Annotated in this window: 21 protein-coding genes and 4 tRNA genes; 12 read left to right on the forward strand and 13 right to left on the reverse strand. The window is 33.9% G+C overall.

The annotated features are described in order from the left end of the window. From A9G48_RS07525 to A9G48_RS07540, 4 genes are all read left to right on the forward strand, one after another. Window positions 1-1,044: group II intron reverse transcriptase (locus A9G48_RS07525; RefSeq protein WP_176702009.1), on the forward strand; the 1,044-nt coding region annotated here is incomplete at its 5' end. Window positions 1,045-1,121: 77 nt separating this feature from the next. After that, a complete protein-coding gene (locus tag A9G48_RS07530) occupies window positions 1,122-1,796 on the forward strand; it encodes a DUF6708 domain-containing protein (RefSeq protein ID WP_335340548.1) in 675 nt (224 codons plus the stop codon). A gap of 29 nt (window positions 1,797-1,825) precedes the next feature. Continuing rightward, entirely contained in the window at window positions 1,826-2,650 is an 825-nt protein-coding gene (locus A9G48_RS07535) for a DUF6708 domain-containing protein (protein WP_065576032.1), read from the forward strand. A gap of 29 nt (window positions 2,651-2,679) precedes the next feature. Then, window positions 2,680-3,516 carry a DUF6708 domain-containing protein gene (locus tag A9G48_RS07540; protein ID WP_065576033.1) on the forward strand — a complete coding sequence of 279 codons (837 nt, stop codon included), beginning with the start codon at window positions 2,680-2,682 and terminating at the stop codon, window positions 3,514-3,516. 128 nt (window positions 3,517-3,644) lie between these two features. On the opposite strand, the gene acuI is transcribed toward A9G48_RS07540, so the two are convergent. The 7 genes from acuI to A9G48_RS07575 all read right to left on the reverse strand — a co-directional run bounded on the left by acuI (window position 3,645) and on the right by A9G48_RS07575 (window position 11,470). Then, window positions 3,645-4,640, reverse strand: a complete 996-nt coding sequence (gene acuI, locus A9G48_RS07545; RefSeq protein ID WP_065576034.1) for an acrylyl-CoA reductase (NADPH) — start codon at window positions 4,638-4,640, stop codon at window positions 3,645-3,647. Window positions 4,641-4,817: 177 nt separating this feature from the next. Further along, the gene (gene sstT, locus A9G48_RS07550) at window positions 4,818-6,059 is read right to left on the reverse strand and encodes a serine/threonine transporter SstT (protein ID WP_065569257.1); all 1,242 of its coding nucleotides are present in this window, start codon (window positions 6,057-6,059) and stop codon (window positions 4,818-4,820) included. Between the two features lie 182 nt (window positions 6,060-6,241). Next, entirely contained in the window at window positions 6,242-7,123 is an 882-nt protein-coding gene (locus tag A9G48_RS07555; RefSeq protein ID WP_034943410.1) for a DMT family transporter, read from the reverse strand. Window positions 7,124-7,959: 836 nt separating this feature from the next. Then, window positions 7,960-8,035 (reverse strand) — tRNA-Gly (locus A9G48_RS07560). Between the two features lie 72 nt (window positions 8,036-8,107). After that, entirely contained in the window at window positions 8,108-8,365 is a 258-nt protein-coding gene (locus A9G48_RS07565; protein WP_080715842.1) for a DUF1145 domain-containing protein, read from the reverse strand. Continuing rightward, window positions 8,365-8,928 carry a 16S rRNA (guanine(966)-N(2))-methyltransferase RsmD gene (gene rsmD, locus A9G48_RS07570; RefSeq protein WP_034943406.1) on the reverse strand — a complete coding sequence of 188 codons (564 nt, stop codon included), beginning with the start codon at window positions 8,926-8,928 and terminating at the stop codon, window positions 8,365-8,367. The genes A9G48_RS07565 and rsmD overlap by 1 nt, the downstream gene beginning before the upstream one ends. A gap of 13 nt (window positions 8,929-8,941) precedes the next feature. Then, window positions 8,942-11,470 (reverse strand): PBP1A family penicillin-binding protein, encoded by a 2,529-nt coding sequence (locus A9G48_RS07575; protein ID WP_034944630.1) that lies wholly within the window; start codon window positions 11,468-11,470, stop codon window positions 8,942-8,944. A 430-nt stretch (window positions 11,471-11,900) separates the two neighbouring features. On the opposite strand from A9G48_RS07575, the gene A9G48_RS07580 reads away from it, so the two are divergent. Then, window positions 11,901-12,314 (forward strand): protein YgfX, encoded by a 414-nt coding sequence (locus tag A9G48_RS07580; RefSeq protein ID WP_080715841.1) that lies wholly within the window; start codon window positions 11,901-11,903, stop codon window positions 12,312-12,314. A 22-nt stretch (window positions 12,315-12,336) separates the two neighbouring features. Here the strand turns inward: A9G48_RS07580 and tusA are convergent, their stop codons facing one another. The 6 genes from tusA to A9G48_RS07610 all read right to left on the reverse strand — a co-directional run bounded on the left by tusA (window position 12,337) and on the right by A9G48_RS07610 (window position 16,621). Then, window positions 12,337-12,573 carry a sulfurtransferase TusA gene (tusA, locus tag A9G48_RS07585; protein WP_065569255.1) on the reverse strand — a complete coding sequence of 79 codons (237 nt, stop codon included), beginning with the start codon at window positions 12,571-12,573 and terminating at the stop codon, window positions 12,337-12,339. 21 nt (window positions 12,574-12,594) lie between these two features. After that, complete coding sequence (locus A9G48_RS07590) at window positions 12,595-13,401, reverse strand: Cof-type HAD-IIB family hydrolase (RefSeq protein ID WP_034943399.1); 807 nt, start codon at window positions 13,399-13,401, stop codon at window positions 12,595-12,597. A gap of 124 nt (window positions 13,402-13,525) precedes the next feature. Continuing rightward, the gene (locus tag A9G48_RS07595; RefSeq protein ID WP_051825004.1) at window positions 13,526-14,713 is read right to left on the reverse strand and encodes a secretin N-terminal domain-containing protein; all 1,188 of its coding nucleotides are present in this window, start codon (window positions 14,711-14,713) and stop codon (window positions 13,526-13,528) included. Window positions 14,714-14,848: 135 nt separating this feature from the next. Further along, a complete protein-coding gene (locus A9G48_RS07600) occupies window positions 14,849-15,223 on the reverse strand; it encodes a hypothetical protein (protein ID WP_034943397.1) in 375 nt (124 codons plus the stop codon). Continuing rightward, on the reverse strand, window positions 15,220-15,687 hold the full coding sequence (locus A9G48_RS07605; RefSeq protein ID WP_034943394.1) for a hypothetical protein: 468 nt from the start codon (window positions 15,685-15,687) through the stop codon (window positions 15,220-15,222). Before A9G48_RS07605 ends, A9G48_RS07600 begins: the two co-directional genes overlap by 4 nt. After that, window positions 15,677-16,621: a PilN domain-containing protein gene (locus A9G48_RS07610; RefSeq protein ID WP_065576035.1), complete on the reverse strand. Its 945-nt coding sequence runs from the start codon at window positions 16,619-16,621 to the stop codon at window positions 15,677-15,679. The genes A9G48_RS07605 and A9G48_RS07610 overlap by 11 nt, the downstream gene beginning before the upstream one ends. A gap of 203 nt (window positions 16,622-16,824) precedes the next feature. On the opposite strand from A9G48_RS07610, the gene A9G48_RS07615 reads away from it, so the two are divergent. The 7 genes from A9G48_RS07615 (at window position 16,825) to A9G48_RS07645 (ending at window position 20,944) form a co-directional block, all read left to right on the forward strand. Then, window positions 16,825-16,900, forward strand: a tRNA-Val gene (locus A9G48_RS07615). Between the two features lie 35 nt (window positions 16,901-16,935). Then, window positions 16,936-17,011, forward strand: a tRNA-Val gene (locus tag A9G48_RS07620). A gap of 9 nt (window positions 17,012-17,020) precedes the next feature. Beyond that, window positions 17,021-17,096, forward strand: a tRNA-Lys gene (locus A9G48_RS07625). A 592-nt stretch (window positions 17,097-17,688) separates the two neighbouring features. After that, window positions 17,689-18,036, forward strand: coding sequence for an HIT domain-containing protein (locus A9G48_RS07630; protein ID WP_034943390.1), 348 nt, complete (start codon window positions 17,689-17,691; stop codon window positions 18,034-18,036). 7 nt (window positions 18,037-18,043) lie between these two features. After that, a complete protein-coding gene (locus A9G48_RS07635) occupies window positions 18,044-18,676 on the forward strand; it encodes a hypothetical protein (protein ID WP_034943387.1) in 633 nt (210 codons plus the stop codon). Beyond that, window positions 18,676-19,722 (forward strand): beta-N-acetylhexosaminidase, encoded by a 1,047-nt coding sequence (gene nagZ / locus A9G48_RS07640; RefSeq protein WP_034943379.1) that lies wholly within the window; start codon window positions 18,676-18,678, stop codon window positions 19,720-19,722. Before A9G48_RS07635 ends, nagZ begins: the two co-directional genes overlap by 1 nt. After that, the gene (locus A9G48_RS07645; RefSeq protein ID WP_065576036.1) at window positions 19,703-20,944 is read left to right on the forward strand and encodes a sigma 54-interacting transcriptional regulator; all 1,242 of its coding nucleotides are present in this window, start codon (window positions 19,703-19,705) and stop codon (window positions 20,942-20,944) included. Before nagZ ends, A9G48_RS07645 begins: the two co-directional genes overlap by 20 nt. The last annotated feature ends 4 nt before the right edge of the window (window positions 20,945-20,948 follow it).

Below are 20,948 nucleotides of genomic sequence, written 5' to 3' on the forward strand. Positions count from 1 at the left end.
AAATCGGGTGTAGTGGATATGGGGCAGGTCAAGCGGACGGAGGAAGGTACACCGCAAGGGGGTATTATTTCACCGACTTTGGCGAACATGGCACTGGATGGTATGGACGAACTATTAACGAAACACTTCGGTGTAGTAGGAAATAGACAACGGCGAGCCAATAAGGTGTATATGGTTCGATATGCGGACGATTTTATTATATCCGGAAGTTCGAAAGAATTACTGGAAAATGAAGTTATACCAGTAATGCGTGAATTTTTGAAAGAGAGAGGATTAACCTTATCTGAAAGAAAGACGCGCATTGTTAATATCGAGCAAGGATTTGATTTCTTAGGGTGGACAGTAAAATCATTTAAAGGCAAATTGTTGATTAAACCAAGCAAAAAGAATGTGAAAGCATTTTATCGCAAGGTAAAAGAGACAATAAGTGCAATGAAGATGGTTAAGCAGGACATACTAATAGCAAAATTAAATCCAATGTTAAGGGGATGGGCTAACTATCACCGTAGCATTGTTGCTAAAGAAACGTACAGTAAAGTAGACCATTTAGTCTGGAAAGCGATTTGGCGTTGGTGTTGTCGAAGACACAGTAACAGACGGAAACGATTTGTAAAAGAGAAATATTTTACAAGGATACAAAACAGGGACTGGATATTTGGCACACACACAATAAATCGACACGGTGAAAAGAAATGGATGGAATTACTGCTGTGCAGTAAGACAGAAATTAAACGTCATGTAAAGGTGAAATCGGAATACAATCCGTTTTTACCTGAATGGGAATTATACGGCGAAACGCTTTACCAAAAACGGATGTACGAAGATTATTCGCACAGAAGTCAATGGCAAAGGCTGTATAAAGAACAAAAAGGGCGTTGTGGATTATGTCAGTTACCTATCACAAAAGAGACAGGTTGGCATGACCATCATATTATATACCGTGTACATGGGGGAGATAATAAGCTGGAAAACAGAATATTATTACACCCTGTATGTCATACTAAAGTTCATGCACTGAAGTTAGACGTATTGAAACCGACTTAGCAATAAGTTAATAGGAAGGCTTGAGCTGTATGCGGAGAAATTCGCTCGTACAGTTCTTAGGGGGCGGCGACACAGTAATGTGTCGTTGCTACCCGACGGGTTTTTTTTTCTCAATTTCGGGGATCTTTTTAATTCCATCTTTGATATATTCTATTATAACGTGCAATAGTGATACACTTGTCTATCTTTTAACTCCTGGTTTATTTTGTTATATTATTCTCGAATATTTAATGATTCCTGAATTTTATCAAAACCTTTTTACACGCCGAGGAAGCCCCATTATTTTTAACCGTAAAACGGGTAAAGTGTATATCAATGAAAGCTATTTTTTTAATTTTAAAGTGTTACGCAATCCGTTAACCTTTTTGCATCCCAATAAAAAACGCATAAAAGAATATGACTGGGCAGATTTACAAGGGGTGGTGGTGCATAACTTTTCACGCTCTTCACTCAACACCACTATATTAATGGTGTGCAAACCAAATACCCATAAAACAATCGACCATATCTTGTTAGACCCATTACGTGGTGGCATAGGCAGTTATTTTGTTTGGGGGTGGGTCAATAACTTTATGTGTGCGAACAAATTAGCCGGTCTAAACGACGGCAAATACAAATGGGAACAAGAAACTCAATTTAAAGAAAAAATTATTAAAGGACAAGGCTGGCCCGAATGGATGGTCGAAGCGTTTAATGCCACATCGCAAGAAGAACTCGCTGAAATTAAACAACGGCACCATATAACGGAATAACCAAGATGATTAAGGAATAAGGGATAATTATGCCATCACAATATCAACCCCAAATTCTTGGTTGGATAGGCGATTTAGTAAAAGGCGGCAATTCTCTAACCGATGCCGATGATCGCTTGCTCTATGCCAATGATAATTACTGTGCTTTTATCCGTAAAACTTTATCGGATCAAATATTTTACTTATCCATTTTTTTAGTTACTTTTGCTCTTTTAATGCCAGCCATTTATATGTGTTTTTCATTAATTCTAGATTTAGATCTTAAGGATGAAAGTTTGATATACATTACTTTTGTAACAATTCTAATAACTTCTTTATTTGCTTTATATATATCTATTCCTGAAATCTATCAAAACCTTTTTACACGCCGAGGAAGCCCCATTATTTTTAACCGCAAAACAGGTAAAGTGTATATCAATGAAAGCTATTTTTTTAATTTTAAAGTATTACGCAATCCACTAACCTTTTTGCACCCTAATAAAAAACGCATTAAAGAATATGACTGGGCAGATTTACAAGGGGTGGTGGTGCATAACTTTTCACGATATTCACTCAACACCACTATATTAATGGTGTGCAAACCAAATACCCATAAAACAATCGACCATATCTTGTTAGACCCATTACGTGGTGGCATAGGTAGTTATTTTGTTTGGGGGTGGGTCAATAACTTTATGTGCGCGAACAAATTAGCTGGCCTAAACGACGGCAAATACAAATGGGAACAAGAAACCCAATTTAAAGAAAAAATTATTAAAGGACAAGGCTGGCCAGAATGGATGGTCGAAGCGTTTAATGCCACATCGCAAGAAGAACTCGCCGAAATCAAACAACGGCACCATATAACGGAATAACCAAGATGATTAAGGAATAAGGAATAATTATGCCATCACAATATCAACCCCAAATTTTTGGTTGGATAGGCGATTTAGAAAAAGGCGGTAACTATTTAACGGGTGCCGATGATCGCTTGCTCTATGCCAATGATAACTACTGTGCTTTTATTCGTAAAACAAAATCTGATCAGATTCTTTATTTATTTACTTGGTTTATAATAATATTTTCCCTTGCTTTTTATATAGGCCTTTATTTTTATTTTGTTTTTACTATGACTCCTGCGGTTAATAATGATCAAAAAATTATAGATATTGTATTATTATTGATGAACATCACCTGTTTTTTTGCTTTATATCTTCTGATTCCTGAATTATATCATAACTTATTTACACGCCGAGGAAGCCCCATTATTTTTAACCGCAAAACGGGTAAAGTGTATATCAATGAAAGCTATTTTTTTAATTTTAAAGTGTTACGCAATCCGTTAACCTTTTTGCATCCCAATAAAAAACGCATAAAAGAATATGACTGGGAAGATTTACAAGGGGTGGTGGTGCATAATTTTTCACGATATTCACTCAACACCACCATATTAATGGTGTGCAAACCTCATACCCATAAAACAATCGACCATATCTTGTTAGACCCATTACGTGCTGGCATAGGCAGTTATCTGGTTTGGGGTTGGGTCAATAACTTTATGTGTGCTAACAAATTAGCCGGTCTAAACGACGGCAAATACAAATGGGAACAAGAAACTCAATTTAAAGACAAAATTATTAAAGGACAAGGCTGGCCAGAATGGATGGTAGAAGCGTTTAATGCCACATCGCAAGAAGAACTCGCCGAAATCAAACAGAAGCATCACATTAAGCATAACTAAGGTGAACAGATATTATTTTTTATGTGCATGTGAGAGCAGGAGAATAATAACCGCTTTGCCAAAAGCGGTACATTTGGTCTCGTTGGGTTTTAATTAGTTCATGGTATTGTCGGCTGCAAATAGCAAGGCTATTTATTGACATCAACCACAAATCGTCCTTTTATTTTTCCTGCTATCATTTTTTGAGCGATATCAGCACATTGATTTAGGGTAATGGTTTTACCAATGTAAGATAAACTTTGATTATCAAGATATTGTGATAATAGATTCCATGCTTCTAAGCGTTTGTGGTAATTGGCCATAACACTATCAATCCCCGCTAAGGTTATGCCACGTAATATAAATGGCGCAACAGTAGCTGGAAAATCCATACCTTGAGCAAGCCCACAACAAGCAACAAGACCATTATACTTTGTTTGTGCACAGATATTGGCTAATGTGTATGAACCAACGGTGTCTATTGCTCCAGACCATTGCTCTTTTTGTAGTGGTTTACCTGCTTTTTTTAATGTTTGACTGTCAATAATATTAACTGCGCCAAGTTGTTGTAGGTAAGGTTTTTCATTCATTTTATTGGTGGATGCCGTGACTTGATAACCTAATTTAGTCAGTAAGGCGATAGCAATTGAACCAACACCGCCACTTGCACCTGTGACTAAAATCATGTCGTCTTGTGGTTTTATACCAAAATCCATAAGACGTTTTACACACAACGCTGCAGTATAACCAGCAGTGCCAATCACCATGGATTGATAAGGGGTAATATTTTTAGGTAAAGGGATAAGCCAGTCAGATTTTAAATAAGCATATTGAGCTAAACTTCCCCAATGGGTTTCTCCACATCCCCAACCATTTAATATAACGTTATCACCAGATTGGTAGCGACCGCTTGTACACTCGACAACTGTGCCTACTCCGTCAATACCGGGTACCATTGGCCACTGCCTAACAATAGGGCTTTTATGAGTTAAAGCTAGCGCATCTTTATAGTTAATACTTGAATAGGCTACTTTGATTAATGTATCGCCTTGTTGGGATAAAAGTTGTTGTTTGTTAATTGTTTTTAGTGAACAGCTAAAAACATTCATATCCTTTTTTTCTAAAATAATGGCGTTAAATGACATAGCTACCCCTTGTAAATTGGACCTGAAGCCTAGAGATCATTCAATAGGCTAAAAATATAAACATGATGATCTTGTGATCATCATGTTTTGTTGTGTTAAAGATGAAGTTAAAATGCTAAGTTTAAATTAAGGTTTATTTCTAATAACCAACTTGTTGCTATTAGAATTTATTAGCCTCTAACTATTTTTTTGCGAAGCAGATGAAACTGCGCCGATAAACACGACATCGCTTGAGGAGTTCAGCGCTGTTTCAACGGAATCTTGAATAACACCTATTGCAATACCAATTCCTATAACTTTGGCTGAAATTTCGTTAGGAATGCCAAACATACTGCATGCTACAGGTATAAGCAGCAATGAACCGCCTGCAATGCCTGATGCGCCACAAGCACAAATAGAGGAGATAATACACAATAATAATGCGGAATAGATATCAACCTGTATGCCTGCACTAGCTGGCATTGAGTTGACCGTTGCTAAAGTTAAAACCGTTATAGTTACAGCAGCACCCGACATATTAATGGCTGCGCCTAATGGTACAGCAACTGTATATGTATCTTTATCCATTTTATATTTTTTGCAGATTTCAATATTTACAGGAATATTCGCCGCAGAGCTACGCGTAAAGAAGGCAGGAATCGCACTTTCTTTTAATGATGTAAACACCAGTGGATAAGGGTTTTTACGCATGACTAAAAACGCTAATAATGGGTTAATCATTAAGGCAACAATCAGCATACAAGAAACCAATACAACCAATAAGTGTGCATATTTTAGTAATTCACCAAATCCTGTTTCTGCCAGTGTTGATGCAACTAAACCAAACACACCTAAAGGTGCAAAACGGATGATTATTCTTACAATAAATGAAATAGCATAGGATAGGTCATTCATCATAGTTTTGGTTGTTTCACTTGAGTGCCTGAGCGCTAAACCAATGCCAACCCCCCAAATAATTAAGCCTATATAGTTTGCCTTTATAAGGGCATTAACTGGGTTGTCGATCATTTTTTCTAATAATGTTTTTAATACCGCTGATATGCCATTAGGTGGTGTTAGTGTCAAATTTTCCAATGTATCACCCAATGAAATCTGCGAAGGAAATAAAAAGCTTGCGATTGTCGCTAATAAAGCTGCTAGTACCATTCCTGCAAAATAAAGCATAATTAAGGGTTTTATATTCGCTTGTTTACCATGTTGATGATTTGATATGGAAGCAATGACTAAGATGAGAACCAAAATAGGGGCAACTGATTTTAACGCATTAATAAATAAGTCCCCTAATAAAGACATATGTAATGCGGTTTCCTTTGATACCGCAGCAAGAATAATACCAAAGATTAAACCCAACATAATTTGCGGTATCAATCCTACTTTAAAGTATAAACGAACCAAAGGGTGAGATGGGCGAGACATAATATTTCCGTATTTATTAATCTAAAAATGAGACAGTATCACACTTTAATATTATGTTTATACAAAATAATTAAAATTATAATGTTTTTTTATATATTGATTTAAATAATTATTAGGATTAATTATTAATCATTTTAGGATATATAAAAGATCGATTTTAAATTTGTTTAAGCAAAAATTGCATGTTATTTCTTAGAGCAAAGGATTATCCCCATCATAATTAAAATCGCACTTATTATATGAAACCAGCTTATACTTACATTCAAAAATATCATGCTAAATATCCCTCCTGAAAGTGGTATTAAATGAGTATAAATCTCACCACGTGTCGCACCAATTTCCATAATACCTTTATTCCAAAATAAGTAAGCCAGCCATGATGGAAAGAATATCAAATACAATAGACCTAAAATAAAATTAGATTGCCAATAAGGGCTAAAGTTTGTAACAGGAAAGAAAATAAAATAAAGAATGCAAATCGGTAATAATATTAATGCCCCTAGTAAAGAACTTACCGTTACAAATACATTATTGGGAATGGTTTTATCTTTTTTTCTTAAAAAAGAACAATAAAAAGCCCAACTTATCGCTGACCCCATTGCCCATAAATCCCCTCTGTTAAGGTTTTTTAGCATTTCTATGTGGTTCAAATCCCCCTTAAAGATTAAATAAATAACCCCTAAAGAACTTAATAAAACACCTAAAATATTATTTTTTGAAATATGCTCGTTAAACACCAGTTTGTTTATAGCCAATACCATTGCTGGTGTTGCAGACATATAAATAGCAGCATTTAAAGAGGTTGTGTATTGTAAACCGATATAAAGTGTAACGGGAAATAATACTTGCCCAAAAAGAGAGAGTAATAATGTGGATTTTATGGATTTTCTAATTCTGGAAAAATCATTGATAACTTGTTTGTGATATAACAAGAATAATAATAAGGCGGTTATAGCCCAGCGCCCCTCTGAAAGTACTATTGGGTCAGCGTTAGCCATTAGAATATGCCCAACTACATAATTACCGCCCCAAAAGCAAGCCGCTAATGTAAGTAACATATATGCCATATTTATTCCCTGCTTATGCAATTTGTATTGGATTTTGATTTTCTGATGTTAGCGTAGTTTGAATCATTGGATAGACTACACTAATTAGTACTCGTTTTATAAGGTCGTTGTTATGATAAATGAAAAATAAGAAGGAACCAACAATGACAAAGTATATTTCAAGAAGAGAAAACGTAATTTTACTCATGAGTTTAAAAAGATAAGGTAATGCGGTATCAAAGAGGTAAAAACATGTTGATGTAGTTGATCAGTGTGGGCTGACTAAATCAGCATTAGATAGGTAAATAAAGCCATACCAAAACAATGGTAGGTTTACCGCTCAAGATAATTGTAGTAGTCGAGATAATAATATCAGAATGCTCAACTTGTTTTGGGCGTAATTAGTCAAATTCCCATTAACTTAAAGTCGGTTAGGTTATTTCATTCTGATAGAGGAAATGAGTTTATCTTTGGCAGTTATCACCCTTTTCGTAAAAATAAAATGGAAATAGTCAGCAGTAAATAATTTAGTAAGTAGGCAACTAATACTATTTTTAATAGCGACTAATAAGAAAGAGTCATTGCCGTTTTAAGTGTATATGGTTTATTCTGATATTTAGTCAGTTTAATTTTGCTTTCAAATAATAATGCTATTTAATTATATCTCTTTATTCAGCTATTCAAATAGTTAGGTAAATTGATACGAGAAGTATTGGATAAATAATAGAGTAACAGGTAAGTAGATTGTATAAAAATCATCAATAAAAAATAAGAAATCACACGCTTTATTAGAAATATAAATCGGTATTATTTATCGGTAATTTTTGTGCATTGATAGGTGCGTTAAATTTGATAATTGGAGCGGGAAACGAGGTTCGAACTCGCGACCCCGACCTTGGCAAGGTCGTGCTCTACCAACTGAGCTATTCCCGCTTATTTGAATGCTTCATAAGAAGTGGTGAGCATTATACAAAAAATTCTTAACGTCGCAAGAATTTTTTTTAATTATTTTTTGCTTTTCCAGCTAAGTGATTCAATAAAACCAAAAATAAAAAGTCTAAGTGCTTTAAATTTGTCCTCTCTTTTTTCTTGGTTGGTCATAGTGGAATATAACATCCATGCTTGTAAGCCATGGGTAATAGCAAAAATTAGCAAGCCAACATAAGCAACAACATTAGCCGGGCTTGGGAAAGGATGAATTAAATTAAATAATAAAAATAGCCAAACAAAAGAATAGAAAATCTTACCGAATAATATGAACATTATATATTGTCTCGAATAAATAAATAACTTTGAACTTGACCTGCTGCCTTTTCGCGGTGCAAATGCCAGTTAGTGGGGATGTAACTTGTTACATTATGAGTGAGTTCGGTTTCAATGTAGATATAAGAAGACGGTTTTAACCAGTTGTTACCTTCTAGTTGGCTTACTGTTTTTTCAACTAGTGATTGATGAAAAGGCGGATCAATAAATATAATATCAAACTGTTTTTGTGCTGGTTTATTTAGCCATGTTAATGTATCGGTATGGTAAATATCAATAGCATGACTAGCTATAAGCTGTTTATTTTTAGTGAGTAGGTTTGCAACTTGTTTGTCTTTTTCAAGTAGTGTAACGCTTTTAGCTCCACGTGAAGCGGCTTCGAATCCTAGTGAACCACTGCCAGAAAAGCAATCTAGGCAGTCACTATCATGTATGACAGGCATTAGCCAGTTAAACAGCGTTTCTTTGACCCGATCAGTTGTTGGGCGCAAGCCTTGTTTGTCAAGTACTGACAGTTTACGCCCACGCCATTTTCCACCAATTATTCTTATTGAACCATTCATTATAAATCCTTTCTTAGAATAGCTCTGATGTATTACCGTCCGAATCTGTCACTTCAGTGCCAACTTCTTTAGTTGCATAATGTGTCGGTTCGGTACCTTTAATAAAATATTCTGACATGGTATCAGCTCCAGATTGTGGTAATAATCCTGTTTTTTGATCTATAGTTACGGTAATAACATTTTCAGGTTTTATATCTTCTTTTACCGGTACATCTTTTAAAGCAATTTTCATGTAATCAACCCAAACAGGATTAGCCGTATTTGCACCACCTTCGGCACGGAAGGTTCGCCCTAGTTCACGACGGTGATCATCAAATCCCATCCAAACAGTAGTGACAATGTTGCCCCCATATCCAGAAAACCATACATCTTTTGAAGCATTAGTTGTACCTGTTTTTCCTCCAACATCTTTTCGGCCTAAAGCTTTAGCACGCCATGCGGTGCCTTGCCAACCTGGACCGCCAAACACGGTTGTTCGTAAGCCATCTTTCATAATAAATGCGATATCACTACTTATGGTATGTGGGGCATATTTTGTTGCAGTATTCTTGTCAGAGGTATTATTAATTTTAGGTAATATTAAATCATCGTCTGATTTTAAGTTCCCTTGTTCTGGCTCTTCGTTATCAGATTCATTAGCAATATCTTCGACATTACCAAGTGATATTGGTGTTGAATCTGTTGCAATAGGATCGTCAATGCAGTCATGGCAAGCAATCAATGGTTGGTGCTGATAAATAATGCTGTTATCATTGCTGTTTTCGATTCGTTCTATTAAATAAGGTGTGATTAAATAGCCGCCGTTAGCAATAACCGAATAGGCTCTTGCAACCTGCAGTGGTGTAAACGATGCAGAACCTAAAGCTAAAGATTCATTATGCGAAATGTTTTCTTTTGGGAATCCAAATCGTTCTAAATAAGTCGCTGCATAATCTATTCCAATAGCACGTAAAGCTCGCACCATCATGACATTTTTAGACATACCTAAACCAATTCTTAAACGTAATGGACCTTCATATGTGGGAGGTGAATTTTTAGGGCGCCAAGTTTCGCTTCCGGCTGTGCGCACAATGGGGGCATCATTAAGCAACGTTGCCATGGTTAAGCCTTTTTCTAGTGTTGCTGTGTAAATAAATGGCTTAATATTTGAACCTAATTGACGAAGTGCTTGTGTGGCTCGGTTGAATTTACTTAAATTAAAATCATATCCCCCAATAATCGCTTTAATCGCACCGTCATCTGAATTTAGTGATACCAATGCTGCATTAACGCCCGGAATTTGTGCAAGCTCCCAAATATCTGCAGGTTTTTTAACCCAAATAAGTTGCCCTGCTTTTAATGTGTCAGAAACTTTTTTTGGAAAATCACCTTGTCTATTATCACTAATATATGGTCGAGCCCACTTCATGCCTTCGAACGAAATTACAATGTGGCTTTTGTCTGTTAATACCGCAGTTGCTTCTTTATCTGTGGCTTTTAAAACTACAGCAGGGCACATACTGTTGTAACACATATATTTACTTAAAATTTGGTGGATTTGTTCATTATCCCATGGCGTTTCATTATTTTTCCATAGTATTTTTTCTGCACCACGATAACCATGTCTAATGTCATAATCGATAATGTGTTTTTGTACAGATTGGTTTGCTGCTAGCTGATCCTGTTTTGTTATTGTTGTGTATACTTTATAGCCATCAGTATAGGCATTTTCGCCAAATTTTTCGAACATATATTGTCGTGCCATTTCTGCTACATAAGGCGCCGAAAATTCGATTTGTGGAGCATGATAGCTTACATTTAATGGTTTTTGGATAGCTTCCTTATATTGTGCTTGGGTGATGTACGATTGATCTAACATTCGACTTAATACCCAATTACGTCTTGTTAGTGCTCGATTAGGGTGAGAAATTGGGTTAAATGCAGAAGGCGCATTTGGTAAGCCCGCTAGTAATGCTGCTTCATCAATCGTTAACTGATCAGGCGTTTTACCGAAAAAAGTGTAAGAAGCAGAAGCTATACCATAAGCCCTTGAGCCAAAGTTGATCATGTTTAAGTAAAGTTCCATGATTTCATTCTTTGATAATTCTTTTTCCATACGAATTGCTAAAATCATTTCTCTAACTTTTCGAGAAATGCTTTTTTCAGGTGTTAAAAAAAAGTTTTTAGCAACTTGCTGCGTTATGGTGCTGCCGCCTTGCGAAAAACCTTTTTGTTTTACTCCAATATACATGGCACGAATGATACCGATTAAATCAATGCCAAAATGTTCGTGAAAGCGCGAATCTTCGGTAGCAATAACTGCATTAACAACTATTTGAGGCATTTGGTTATATTTTAGTGGCGTGCGTCGACGCTCACCAAAAATAGCAATTAATTCACCATCTTTACTTAATACTTGTAATGGTGTTTGTAATTGCACATCTTTTAGAGTAGTTACATCTGGTAAATCTTTTGAATAATAGGCATAACCAACTATACTAATGATTAAGCCACATAGAAAGCAACCAGCAAAAAATTTAAGTAGAAATTTTAATACTCTAATAAACATCACAATTAATTCCTAACCAATTGAGTTAAGGCATAAAGCAACAATACCAATAAACTTTTTTGCCTGTAAGATTTCAATATTTTTAAGTCGATGAGTATATACTAATTTTAGGAAATTGGGCAAAATAAAAAGCGGTTATTACTTGTTTTTTAGTATCAAATTAGTATGTAAAGCTGCAAATTAAAATAGTTGCAACCTAATGAATTCAAAGTTCTTTTCTGATATTTGAATATAAAAAAGAGTAAAACGGCTAGAAAAATGAGTTTTTTGGAAATTAATGTCACTATAAAATAAAAATTTTAGCCAGATTGTTAAGTAATACTTTTATAATTTTTGTGTATTATCTCACAAATTTTTACTAATGCTAAAATAATTTCTTTTTCGGCATGCAATAATTGATTTTTATTCTTGCTGAATAATTGTTATGTGGAGTACAAGGCTCAGTCAATCTTATTTGCAGTTGGTGTTATCATCAAGCTTTTATCTGTTTTTAATTTTAATAAGCTTAATTTTATTTGCCGATACGACGTTAAATTCATATACCTTTATTGTTATGCCTTTATTAATTGTTGAATGGTGGCGTAGTATTTGTTATTGCCAAATGATAAAAGGGGAATTAGCAATTTTTCATCATATACGCCAGATCTATTGGTATAATCAACGTTGGTACTTAGTACGTAAACCGTTAATATTTCGTTATGTTGTAATCTTAAATTTGAGGTCACGCCGTAACAGCCAACGGCGTACGCTTTTTTTAATGTTTGATAGTATTTCCCCTGACGATTGGCGAACACTGCGTTATTATTTATATCAAATTGAATTTAATAGCATGGTTTAATGACTAAGCAATCATTATGTTATCAATGCGTTTTTTTTATCCAATACCGATAAGGTTTAGATTCAATTTGTGAATTAAGCAGTTCATGATCCATGTGTCTACAAAAACTTGGAATGTCACGCGTTGTGGCCATGTCATCGGCAATAACATAAAGAACTTGCCCTATAGCAAGTTCTCTTATTGTTTTTCGAACTAACATGATTGGTTCAGGACAACGTAACCCTATAGTATTGAGTTCTTTATCTGCATTCATATTCATATAATAATATGTGTTAATGGTTTATAGAAAAAGTTTTTCTAAATAGTGTGGCACGGCATCATCTGCATTTGAACCGATAATTTCTAGCTCAGGTAATTTTTCTTTTAAATCTGTGCTAGCGTTTTGCATTATACAGCCTTTACCGACCATTTTTAACATTTCATAATCGTTCATACCATCACCAAAGGCAACGCTGTTTTGTAAGCCAAAACCTAGTTTTTCAACGACGTTCTTTAGGGCGCTGCCTTTAGAAACATTTTCACCCATGACTTCAAGACAGTTTAAAGATGAAAAGGCAATACTTACCTGATTTCCATATTTTTCATCGAGTCGATTTTTTAACTTAATTAAGTGTGGATGAAGATCGTAATCACAAGTTGTGAAATAAATTTTTGCTACATCATCTGTTTCAAAATCAAGTGGATTAAAAAACTCATATGAAAATTGTGAGTCTTTATGAAAGCTTAAAGAATAGGTATCTTCTTTGTTAATTAACCAGTGATCGCCGCGATAAATGTGTGTGTATACTAATGGATCGTCAATACATTCTTTAGCAATTTCACTAGCTAATGCTGGTTTTATATTTCGGCTAAAAATTAAGTTTCCTACACTATCATGTACTCTTGCGCCATTTGAGGTTATCATAAAAGCATCTATTTCCATATTTTCTCTCATTTGACTGACATCAATATGATGTCGCCCTGTTGCAAAAATAAAATGAATGTCTTTTTTGCGCAATGCTTGTAGGATTTTTTTTGTATAAGGCGATAAGCTATGTTCAGGCGTTAACAAAGTGCCATCAAGATCTGAAGCTACTACATTAAACATATTATTCTCTATATTGTGAAAAAATGATAATTATAATGATCGATAAACAGTACCGAGAATTAGGTGCGGACTGTAAACATAAATTTAAGAGCTATCTTAAGGTATGATACAACTCTGTCGAAATTTACTCAACTAATTGTGGCGTTATAAAAATCACTAATTCTCTTTTCTGTTGCTTTTTATTCTTATATTGAAATAGGTGACCTAGAATGGGTATTTGACTTATACCAGGTACATTATGAGCAATTTGGTTATTTATTTGGTGAAAAATCCCTCCTAGCACAATTGTTTCACCGCTTTTTACATGTACTTGTGTTTTTATTTCTTGAGTATCAATTGCAAGCGCTTCTCCGCCATCTCTACGTTTAATTGATCGTCCAGCCGTGTTTTGGGTAATATAAAGATTTAATATCATTTCATTATTAGTAAGTATTTTAGGGGTGACTTCTAAACCGAGCACCGCTTGTTTAAATTCAATGGATGTTGCACCATTATTTCCACTAGAAACTTCATAAGGAATTTCTGTTCCTTGTTTAATTGATGCCATATTTTGATTAGCTGTAAGTAAATTAGGACTAGCAATAATTTCAAGCTGATTTTCTGCCTCAAGTGCAGATAATTCTAATTTAAGTAAATTGCCTGAAATTTTAGCTAGATTAAATCCTGCTGTTGTGGCTGGATTAGTTACATCCAATCCGATAGCAAGGTTGTCTAAAACTTGAGAAGATTTTCCTGAATATCCCCATTTTATACCAAGTTCGGACAGGCTTTCTTCATTCATATTAACAATGTGAGCAGAAATATGTATTTGCGGTATTGGTTTATCAAGTGTTTGAATAAGCTTTTTTATATCATTTAATTGTTTGGATGAATCGGTAATGATTATTGAGTTTGTTCGTTTATCGATTGTGGCTTTGCCTTGTTCTGATAATAATTCTTGTTGTTGAATTGTTTCAAGCAATTGGGAAGGATCAGTATGATTCACTGCTATAGCAATTGAATCTAAAGAGAGTTTTTTTTGTTGTTCTAGTTTTTCAATTTGTTGTTTTTGATATAAACGTTCAGGATCAGCTGCTTTGGATATTAATAAAATATTGTCATCAATTTCAGCTTGTAAATTGGCTAAATTTAATATAATTGTTAAAGCTTTGTGCCAATCGACATTTTCGAGTTTGATTGTTTGCTTAATGGATAATTCTTCTGTCATGACTAAGTTCATCTGTTTACTGCTTGCTAAAGAACGCAAAATAATAGCAATATCAGTTTGATAAAAGTTTAGTGAAATTAAATCTGGCTGATTTAAATTTGACATTTTATTGTTGCTTGCTCTACTTAAATTAGTGCTAATAATTAATATGATAAATATAGTTAGTGTGCAGTGTATTATTATTCTTAAGCTTATATTTTGAATTTTCATTATTGGTGTATACCTCAGGGTTAAATAGTGTTATGGTTCATTTAGTGATATTGTCCATGAAATGCTTTCTTGACAGTATTGAGGTAACATTGCTTGAAAGATTATTTTATCGTTTAATAAAGAGTGGATTTGCCAAGGTGACAATATGTTAGGATCCATATCCCCTAGAATATCCAACCATTCATTTTGAGATGCTAACCAAATTTGCTGATAATTTTTATCGTTATGTCTTATATGCCCTTTATATTGCCAAGTTTGTATTTGGTTAAATAAGGTGTTTTTTTGTTCATGGCATGAGGTTTGATATTGTGGGTAAAAGGGATCGCGTATTATTTTTTGTTCGGCGTAAACATTAAAATAGCTGATTGAAACAGATACCAGTCCAATGTATAGATAGTTTTTCATGCTATTTCCTTTTTCAATACTAACGTAAATGATATCTTTAAATGATTATCTTCTTGATAGATATCTAAATTCTTAAAATCCAGATAAAAATAATTTTCATTAAAGTAGGTGATCAAATTAATTAGATTATTAAATTGACCATATAATTCAATATCCCAATTTGCTGTGTTTTCCATTTGGTAATGTTTGAAAGACCCCAGAGTTAAATGATTTTTTTTAATTGCTTTTGCAAAATCCTGTTCTGATATGAGAATGAAAGGTTTATCTGTTTGATATCTTGCAAGCTGTGCTTTTAATTGTTCAATATTTTGATTGTTTGCATAAAATAACATGGTCTTTTGATGTACTTGATTAGCAAGATCATTAATAAAAAATAGATAGCCAATGGCAAATATCGCTAACGTACTTAAAAAACAGAGGCAGTATTGTTGCCAAAGTGGTCTATAAAAAAAATCACTGTTCATTTAGTTCAATATCCATTTCAAACAAAAAATTATTTTTGTTAGCCAATATAGCTTGAATTTGGCTTTTTTTAATGCTTTCTTGTTTTGATACTCGTTTTTTGAAATTAGTAATTTCGAGATAGCTAAAACTATATCCTTTTATTGAAATTTTATTTTTGACAAAATTAAATGATTCTAGCCAACTACCAATAGGTAGCTGTTCAGAAAGTATTAATAATGATTGGTAAATTTGCTTTTGACTTGAAGATGATATAGGAAGGTAATTAGATAATTTTTTTCTTAATTGTTTCTCAATAGTTTGTTGTTCGGCTATTTTAAAAACATAATAATTAAGTTTGTTTTGTTCCTGTATCCATATATAAAAAAATAAACTGCATAAAACCACGATAAAGCTGGCAATTGTGAATATGAGTTGTAATTTTTGTTTTTTTTGTTTTTCTTGCCTCCATGGCAAAAAATTTAATTTATTATCACTGGTTAAGTAACCAATGAAACTTAGTAATAGATTATATTTTTCAAAAAGTTTAATCCAGTTATCGATAAAATGACGCTCACATATTGCAACATTTATTTGTTTTTGATTAGACGAATAACTAAAATCAAAATATACATTTTTAGATGATAATTGAAATAATTTGTAAATTGATGCTTCAACATATAAAGCGATTTCGTTTAGTTGAATTTTAATTTTAGGTAAAGGTAGTTGTTGCATTTGGATATAAGTGTTATCCAAATGAAGTTCAAAAATAGCATATTGTGAAACACTTTTTTTTAATTTTTTTATCAGTAATTCAATTTCAGAAAAATATTGGTAATGATACTCAATCATGGAGTTATGGTCAGTTAAAGCCTCTTTTTTCTTCGTATGTAGGATTTTATAACGTAAAAATTTGGGTTCAATATAGATGATGACTCGACATTTTTTTATTTTCATAATTAATAATCTTTTAATTAGCCCAGAAATATTGTTTGATAATAGTCATTTTTACCACTGTTAAAATTAACAAAAAGGATTTGTTGAGAGCTATCACGCAAAAAATGTTTAAAATTAAATCGAACGGGGGCAATTTGGCAGAAAAATAAAAAAAAGGGTTGACTGAAATGAGGTGTGGCTTATAATGCACAGCCACACGGTAAGGGTGATTAGCTCAGTTGGGAGAGCACCTCCCTTACAAGGAGGGGGTCACTGGTTCGAACCCGGTATCACCCACCAATCTTTACCGTGATGTTTCGTTTATGAAGCATTTGGGGTGATTAGCTCAGTTGGGAGAGCACCTCCCTTACAAGGAGGGGGTCACTGGTTCGAACCCGGTATCACCCACCATCTGTAGATGGGTCGTTAGCTCAGTCGGTAGAGCAGCGGACTTTTAATCCGTTGGTCGAGCGTTCGAATCGCTCACGACCCACCATTTCTTAAAAATTAAATCATCAAGATATAACTTAAAAAAGACAAAATAATGACAGCGTTGTCGTTCAAGAAATTCGCCAGGAATGAATTTGAACAAGGCACATTGTTGGTTTCGAAAGGCTAAGGTATATCATGTGCTTTATAATTAAGCTCAAGCCTATCATGTTTCCAAAATTAAATCGTTAAGATATAGCTTAATAAAAAGTAAAGTGATTGGAAGTATGGCTGTGTTTACTTTTGTTGATGCTGTTGTGTTACATGAGTTATAAAATCGGATTGAAATATTCTAAAATTACTTAAGTGTCGTTTAGGTTTGCCCACTTTATGTTTACCATTATTTTAGATAGTTATATCAATGGGATAAAGTGTGCCCATATTGCGTAGTGGCTATCAAACGATAAAATAATAAAACTTTATTTTTTTAGCATAAAGATGATTAATATCATAATGATAATTAGCTATGCAATTTTAAGGGAATACTTTAAGAAAAGATTGTCGATATGTAACTATATATATACACTTTTATTATTAAAATATGTTATGCTTGCTCAAAGGTAATTTTTGTTGATGAATGTTGGTAAAAGGAAAATACAATGGCAGAAGAAACTATTTTTAGTAAGATTATTCGAAGAGAAGTTCCCGCTGATATCGTTTTTCATGATGACAAAGTTACTGCGTTTCGAGATATTTCTCCCCAAGCTCCAATCCATATTTTAATTATTCCTAATAAACTTATCCCTACGATTAACGATATTACTGAAGAAGATGAGACCATGCTTGGGCATATGGTGACTGTGGCAGCTAAAATCGCTAAGCAAGAAGGTATTGATGAAACTGGTTATCGTTTAATTATGAATTGTAATAAAGATGCAGGGCAGGAGGTTTTCCACATTCATATGCATTTGTTAGGCGGAAAAAATTTAGGTCGATTAGTCGGGTAATTTTAGTATGAATAAAATTAAACAGTTATTAGTTATAAATTTGCTTGTCGTTTTATTAGGTGGATGCCACCTTATCTCAAACACTGAAAAGGCTGAGGTGAGTTCTTCTGTTGATGTGATTCAACCAACTGAATCAGTGGTTGAACAACCACCACAGTTTACCAAAAAAGTTGATTGGTATGCCATATTATCACCATATGTACAACAATTATTACAATCATCTCCAGTATATGAGGGTAATAATGTCATATTGATAAGTGATATTCAAAATAGAAGTGGTGATTATCTTGCTAATAATCAAGTTGATGATACATTGCATCAACTCATGGATAAGCAAAATACGTTTATTGTTGCTGATAAAAAATCAATAATTCTAGCTAAACAGACTTTAGGCATTTCATCAGATGACAAGTTAGTATCGCGTAGTAAGATGATTGGTTTAGCTAAATCAATGAATGCTGGTTATGTATTATTCACTACGATTTATAAGACGCCAAGTGATGAAAATAATGCAGATCTTTCAATGGAATTGCTTGCCACTCAAAGTGGGGAAATTTTAAAGAGAATTACGTCTAAAGATTTTCTTCAAACTCAAGATGAAAATCCAAATCAAAGTGTAGAGTTTGAGGAAAATAAATAATGGGACCATTATTGATTGATTTCGAAGGTAAATCACTTTCTTTCGAAGATAAAAAGCTTTTGCAAAACCCATTAGTTGCAGGAGTGATTCTTTTTAGTCGTAATTACCAAGATCCTGCTCAATTAACCGATTTGATAAAAGAGATTCGTGCCGCATCTTCAAAACGTCTATTAATTTCAGTTGATCATGAAGGTGGGCGTGTTCAACGTTTTAAAAATGGATTCACAGCCATTCCTCCAGCTCAATCTTTTGCTGCAGTTAATGAGCTTGAACAAGCTAAGTCATTAGCATTTGATGCTGGCTGGTTACTTGCTATGGAGTTAATGGCTTTTGATATTGATCTTAGTTATGCACCTGTTTTAGATTTAGGTCATGATTGTTTAGCTATTGGTACGCGTTCATTTCATTATGATGTTAATATTGCTTATCAGATCTCATCAGCTATGATTGATGGTATGCATGCTGCAGGAATGAAAACAACGGGAAAACATTTTCCTGGTCATGGTCATGTTATTGCCGATTCACATAAAGAAACTCCAGTTGATCACCGTGAAAAATCGTTAATTAATAATGATATGCAGATATTTGCTAAACTTATTTCTGATAAAAAACTTGATGCAATTATGCCAGCACATGTTATTTATTCTAATTTTGATGATAAGCCTGCAAGTGGATCTCCTTATTGGCTAAAAACAATATTACGTGAGAAGTTAGGTTTTCACGGTATTATTTTTTCGGATGATTTATCTATGGAAGGAGCTTCAGTCATGGGGAATCATGCCGAGCGCGCTAAAACAGCTTTATTGGCAGGTTGTGATCTACTTTTGGCTTGTAATAACCGGTTAGCTACATTAGCTATTTTAGAACAGCTTGCTATACTCGATAGAGCTAAACCTTTAAGAAATGATAAAGCAAACTTATTACTTAAAAAGTCACATATATCTTATTCTCAATTAGTAAAAAGCCATGATTGGCAGCGCTGTCATGATAATTTAATGAAGCTTAATGATAAGTGGGCAGAATATAATGCAAGTAGCAATAATTGAAATTGATAATAGTTGTAATTTGGTTGCATATAACCAAACTGCAAAAGAATTATTTGCACCTAATTTATTAAAGGTAAATCAATCCATTGACTATCGGGAATTGTTTAACCTGAATGATACTACTTGTTTAGAAAAACAAGATGACACAATTATTGTGTTAGATGCGCAATACTTTTTGTTACAGCAAGTCAAAGTAGCCTTAAAAACACTTTATATTTTGCAACCTATTGAGTATTTAAAAAAACGTTTGTCAAAAATTGATGTTGTTGATTGCCAAGCTTTTGATATTTTTGCGACCAGAAGTAATGTTATGCAAAAGTTGATAGATAAGGCTAAAGCTTTTTCGATGCAACGTGAGCCTTTATTGATCTCAGGTGAAACCGGAACTGGTAAGGATTTATTAGCCAATGCTTGCCATTTATATAGCCCTCGAGGAGATCAAACTTTTTTAGCATTAAACTGTGCAGCTATGCCAGATGATGTTGTTGAAAGTGAATTGTATGGTCATGCAGCGGGGGCTTATCCTGGCGTGCTTGAAAGCAAAAAAGGATTTTTTGAACAAGCAAATGGTGGTTCAGTATTACTTGATGGCATTGATGAAATGTCGTTTCAAATGCAAACAAAATTGTTGCGTTTTATTAATGACGGTTATTTTCGCCGTGTCGGTGATGATAATGAAGTTTATGTGGATGTACGTATTATTTGTGCAACAAAAGCTGATTTGGCTGTGTTAGTTGAGCAGGGTAAATTTAGAAAAGATCTGTATTATCGACTTAATGTACTATCACTTAATTTACCTTCATTGCAAGAACGTAAGGAAGATATTCCACTACTTATTCATATGTTTGTTGTTGAATTTGCAAATAAGCAAGGCGTTATCCCACCATTAGTTGATAATGATGTGATTGATTATTTGTCACGGTATTCATGGCCAGGTAATGTAAGGCAACTTAAAAATATTCTTTATTCTTCGTTAGCTCAGTTAACCTCGTCTGAATTAACAGTGAAAGATATTATTTTACCATCCTCAACGAAAACACAATTGCCATGGATAGATGATATCGAAAATAAAACTCTTGATGAAATGACTAAACAATTTGAAAAAGAGATTTTATTGCGGCTTTACGATAAATTCCCAAGTTCACGAAAACTAGCCAAAAGGCTTGGCGTTTCGCATACAGCGATTGCCAATAAATTAAGGGATTATGGAGTAAGGCGATGATTAT

Source organism: Gilliamella sp. wkB18 (assembly GCF_001690875.1).
GTDB lineage: Bacteria > Pseudomonadota > Gammaproteobacteria > Enterobacterales > Orbaceae > Gilliamella > Gilliamella apicola_A.

Excerpts from the sequence above, each read along its gene's own strand:
- A9G48_RS07530 (WP_335340548.1), top strand. The coding sequence starts at position 1,122 with ATGTGTCGTTGCTACCCGACGGGTTTTTTTTTCTCAATTTCGGGGATC.
- A9G48_RS07535 (WP_065576032.1), top strand. The coding sequence starts at position 1,826 with ATGCCATCACAATATCAACCCCAAATTCTTGGTTGGATAGGCGATTTA.
- A9G48_RS07540 (WP_065576033.1), top strand. The coding sequence starts at position 2,680 with ATGCCATCACAATATCAACCCCAAATTTTTGGTTGGATAGGCGATTTA.
- acuI (WP_065576034.1), bottom strand. The coding sequence starts at position 4,640 with ATGTCATTTAACGCCATTATTTTAGAAAAAAAGGATATGAATGTTTTT.
- A9G48_RS07555 (WP_034943410.1), bottom strand. The coding sequence starts at position 7,123 with ATGGCATATATGTTACTTACATTAGCGGCTTGCTTTTGGGGCGGTAAT.
- A9G48_RS07565 (WP_080715842.1), bottom strand. The coding sequence starts at position 8,365 with ATGTTCATATTATTCGGTAAGATTTTCTATTCTTTTGTTTGGCTATTT.
- rsmD (WP_034943406.1), bottom strand. The coding sequence starts at position 8,928 with ATGAATGGTTCAATAAGAATAATTGGTGGAAAATGGCGTGGGCGTAAA.
- A9G48_RS07580 (WP_080715841.1), top strand. The coding sequence starts at position 11,901 with ATGTGGAGTACAAGGCTCAGTCAATCTTATTTGCAGTTGGTGTTATCA.
- tusA (WP_065569255.1), bottom strand. The coding sequence starts at position 12,573 with ATGAATATGAATGCAGATAAAGAACTCAATACTATAGGGTTACGTTGT.
- A9G48_RS07590 (WP_034943399.1), bottom strand. The coding sequence starts at position 13,401 with ATGTTTAATGTAGTAGCTTCAGATCTTGATGGCACTTTGTTAACGCCT.
- A9G48_RS07595 (WP_051825004.1), bottom strand. The coding sequence starts at position 14,713 with ATGTCAAATTTAAATCAGCCAGATTTAATTTCACTAAACTTTTATCAA.
- A9G48_RS07600 (WP_034943397.1), bottom strand. The coding sequence starts at position 15,223 with ATGAAAAACTATCTATACATTGGACTGGTATCTGTTTCAATCAGCTAT.
- A9G48_RS07605 (WP_034943394.1), bottom strand. The coding sequence starts at position 15,687 with ATGAACAGTGATTTTTTTTATAGACCACTTTGGCAACAATACTGCCTC.
- A9G48_RS07610 (WP_065576035.1), bottom strand. The coding sequence starts at position 16,621 with ATGAAAATAAAAAAATGTCGAGTCATCATCTATATTGAACCCAAATTT.
- A9G48_RS07630 (WP_034943390.1), top strand. The coding sequence starts at position 17,689 with ATGGCAGAAGAAACTATTTTTAGTAAGATTATTCGAAGAGAAGTTCCC.
- A9G48_RS07635 (WP_034943387.1), top strand. The coding sequence starts at position 18,044 with ATGAATAAAATTAAACAGTTATTAGTTATAAATTTGCTTGTCGTTTTA.
- nagZ (WP_034943379.1), top strand. The coding sequence starts at position 18,676 with ATGGGACCATTATTGATTGATTTCGAAGGTAAATCACTTTCTTTCGAA.
- A9G48_RS07645 (WP_065576036.1), top strand. The coding sequence starts at position 19,703 with ATGCAAGTAGCAATAATTGAAATTGATAATAGTTGTAATTTGGTTGCA.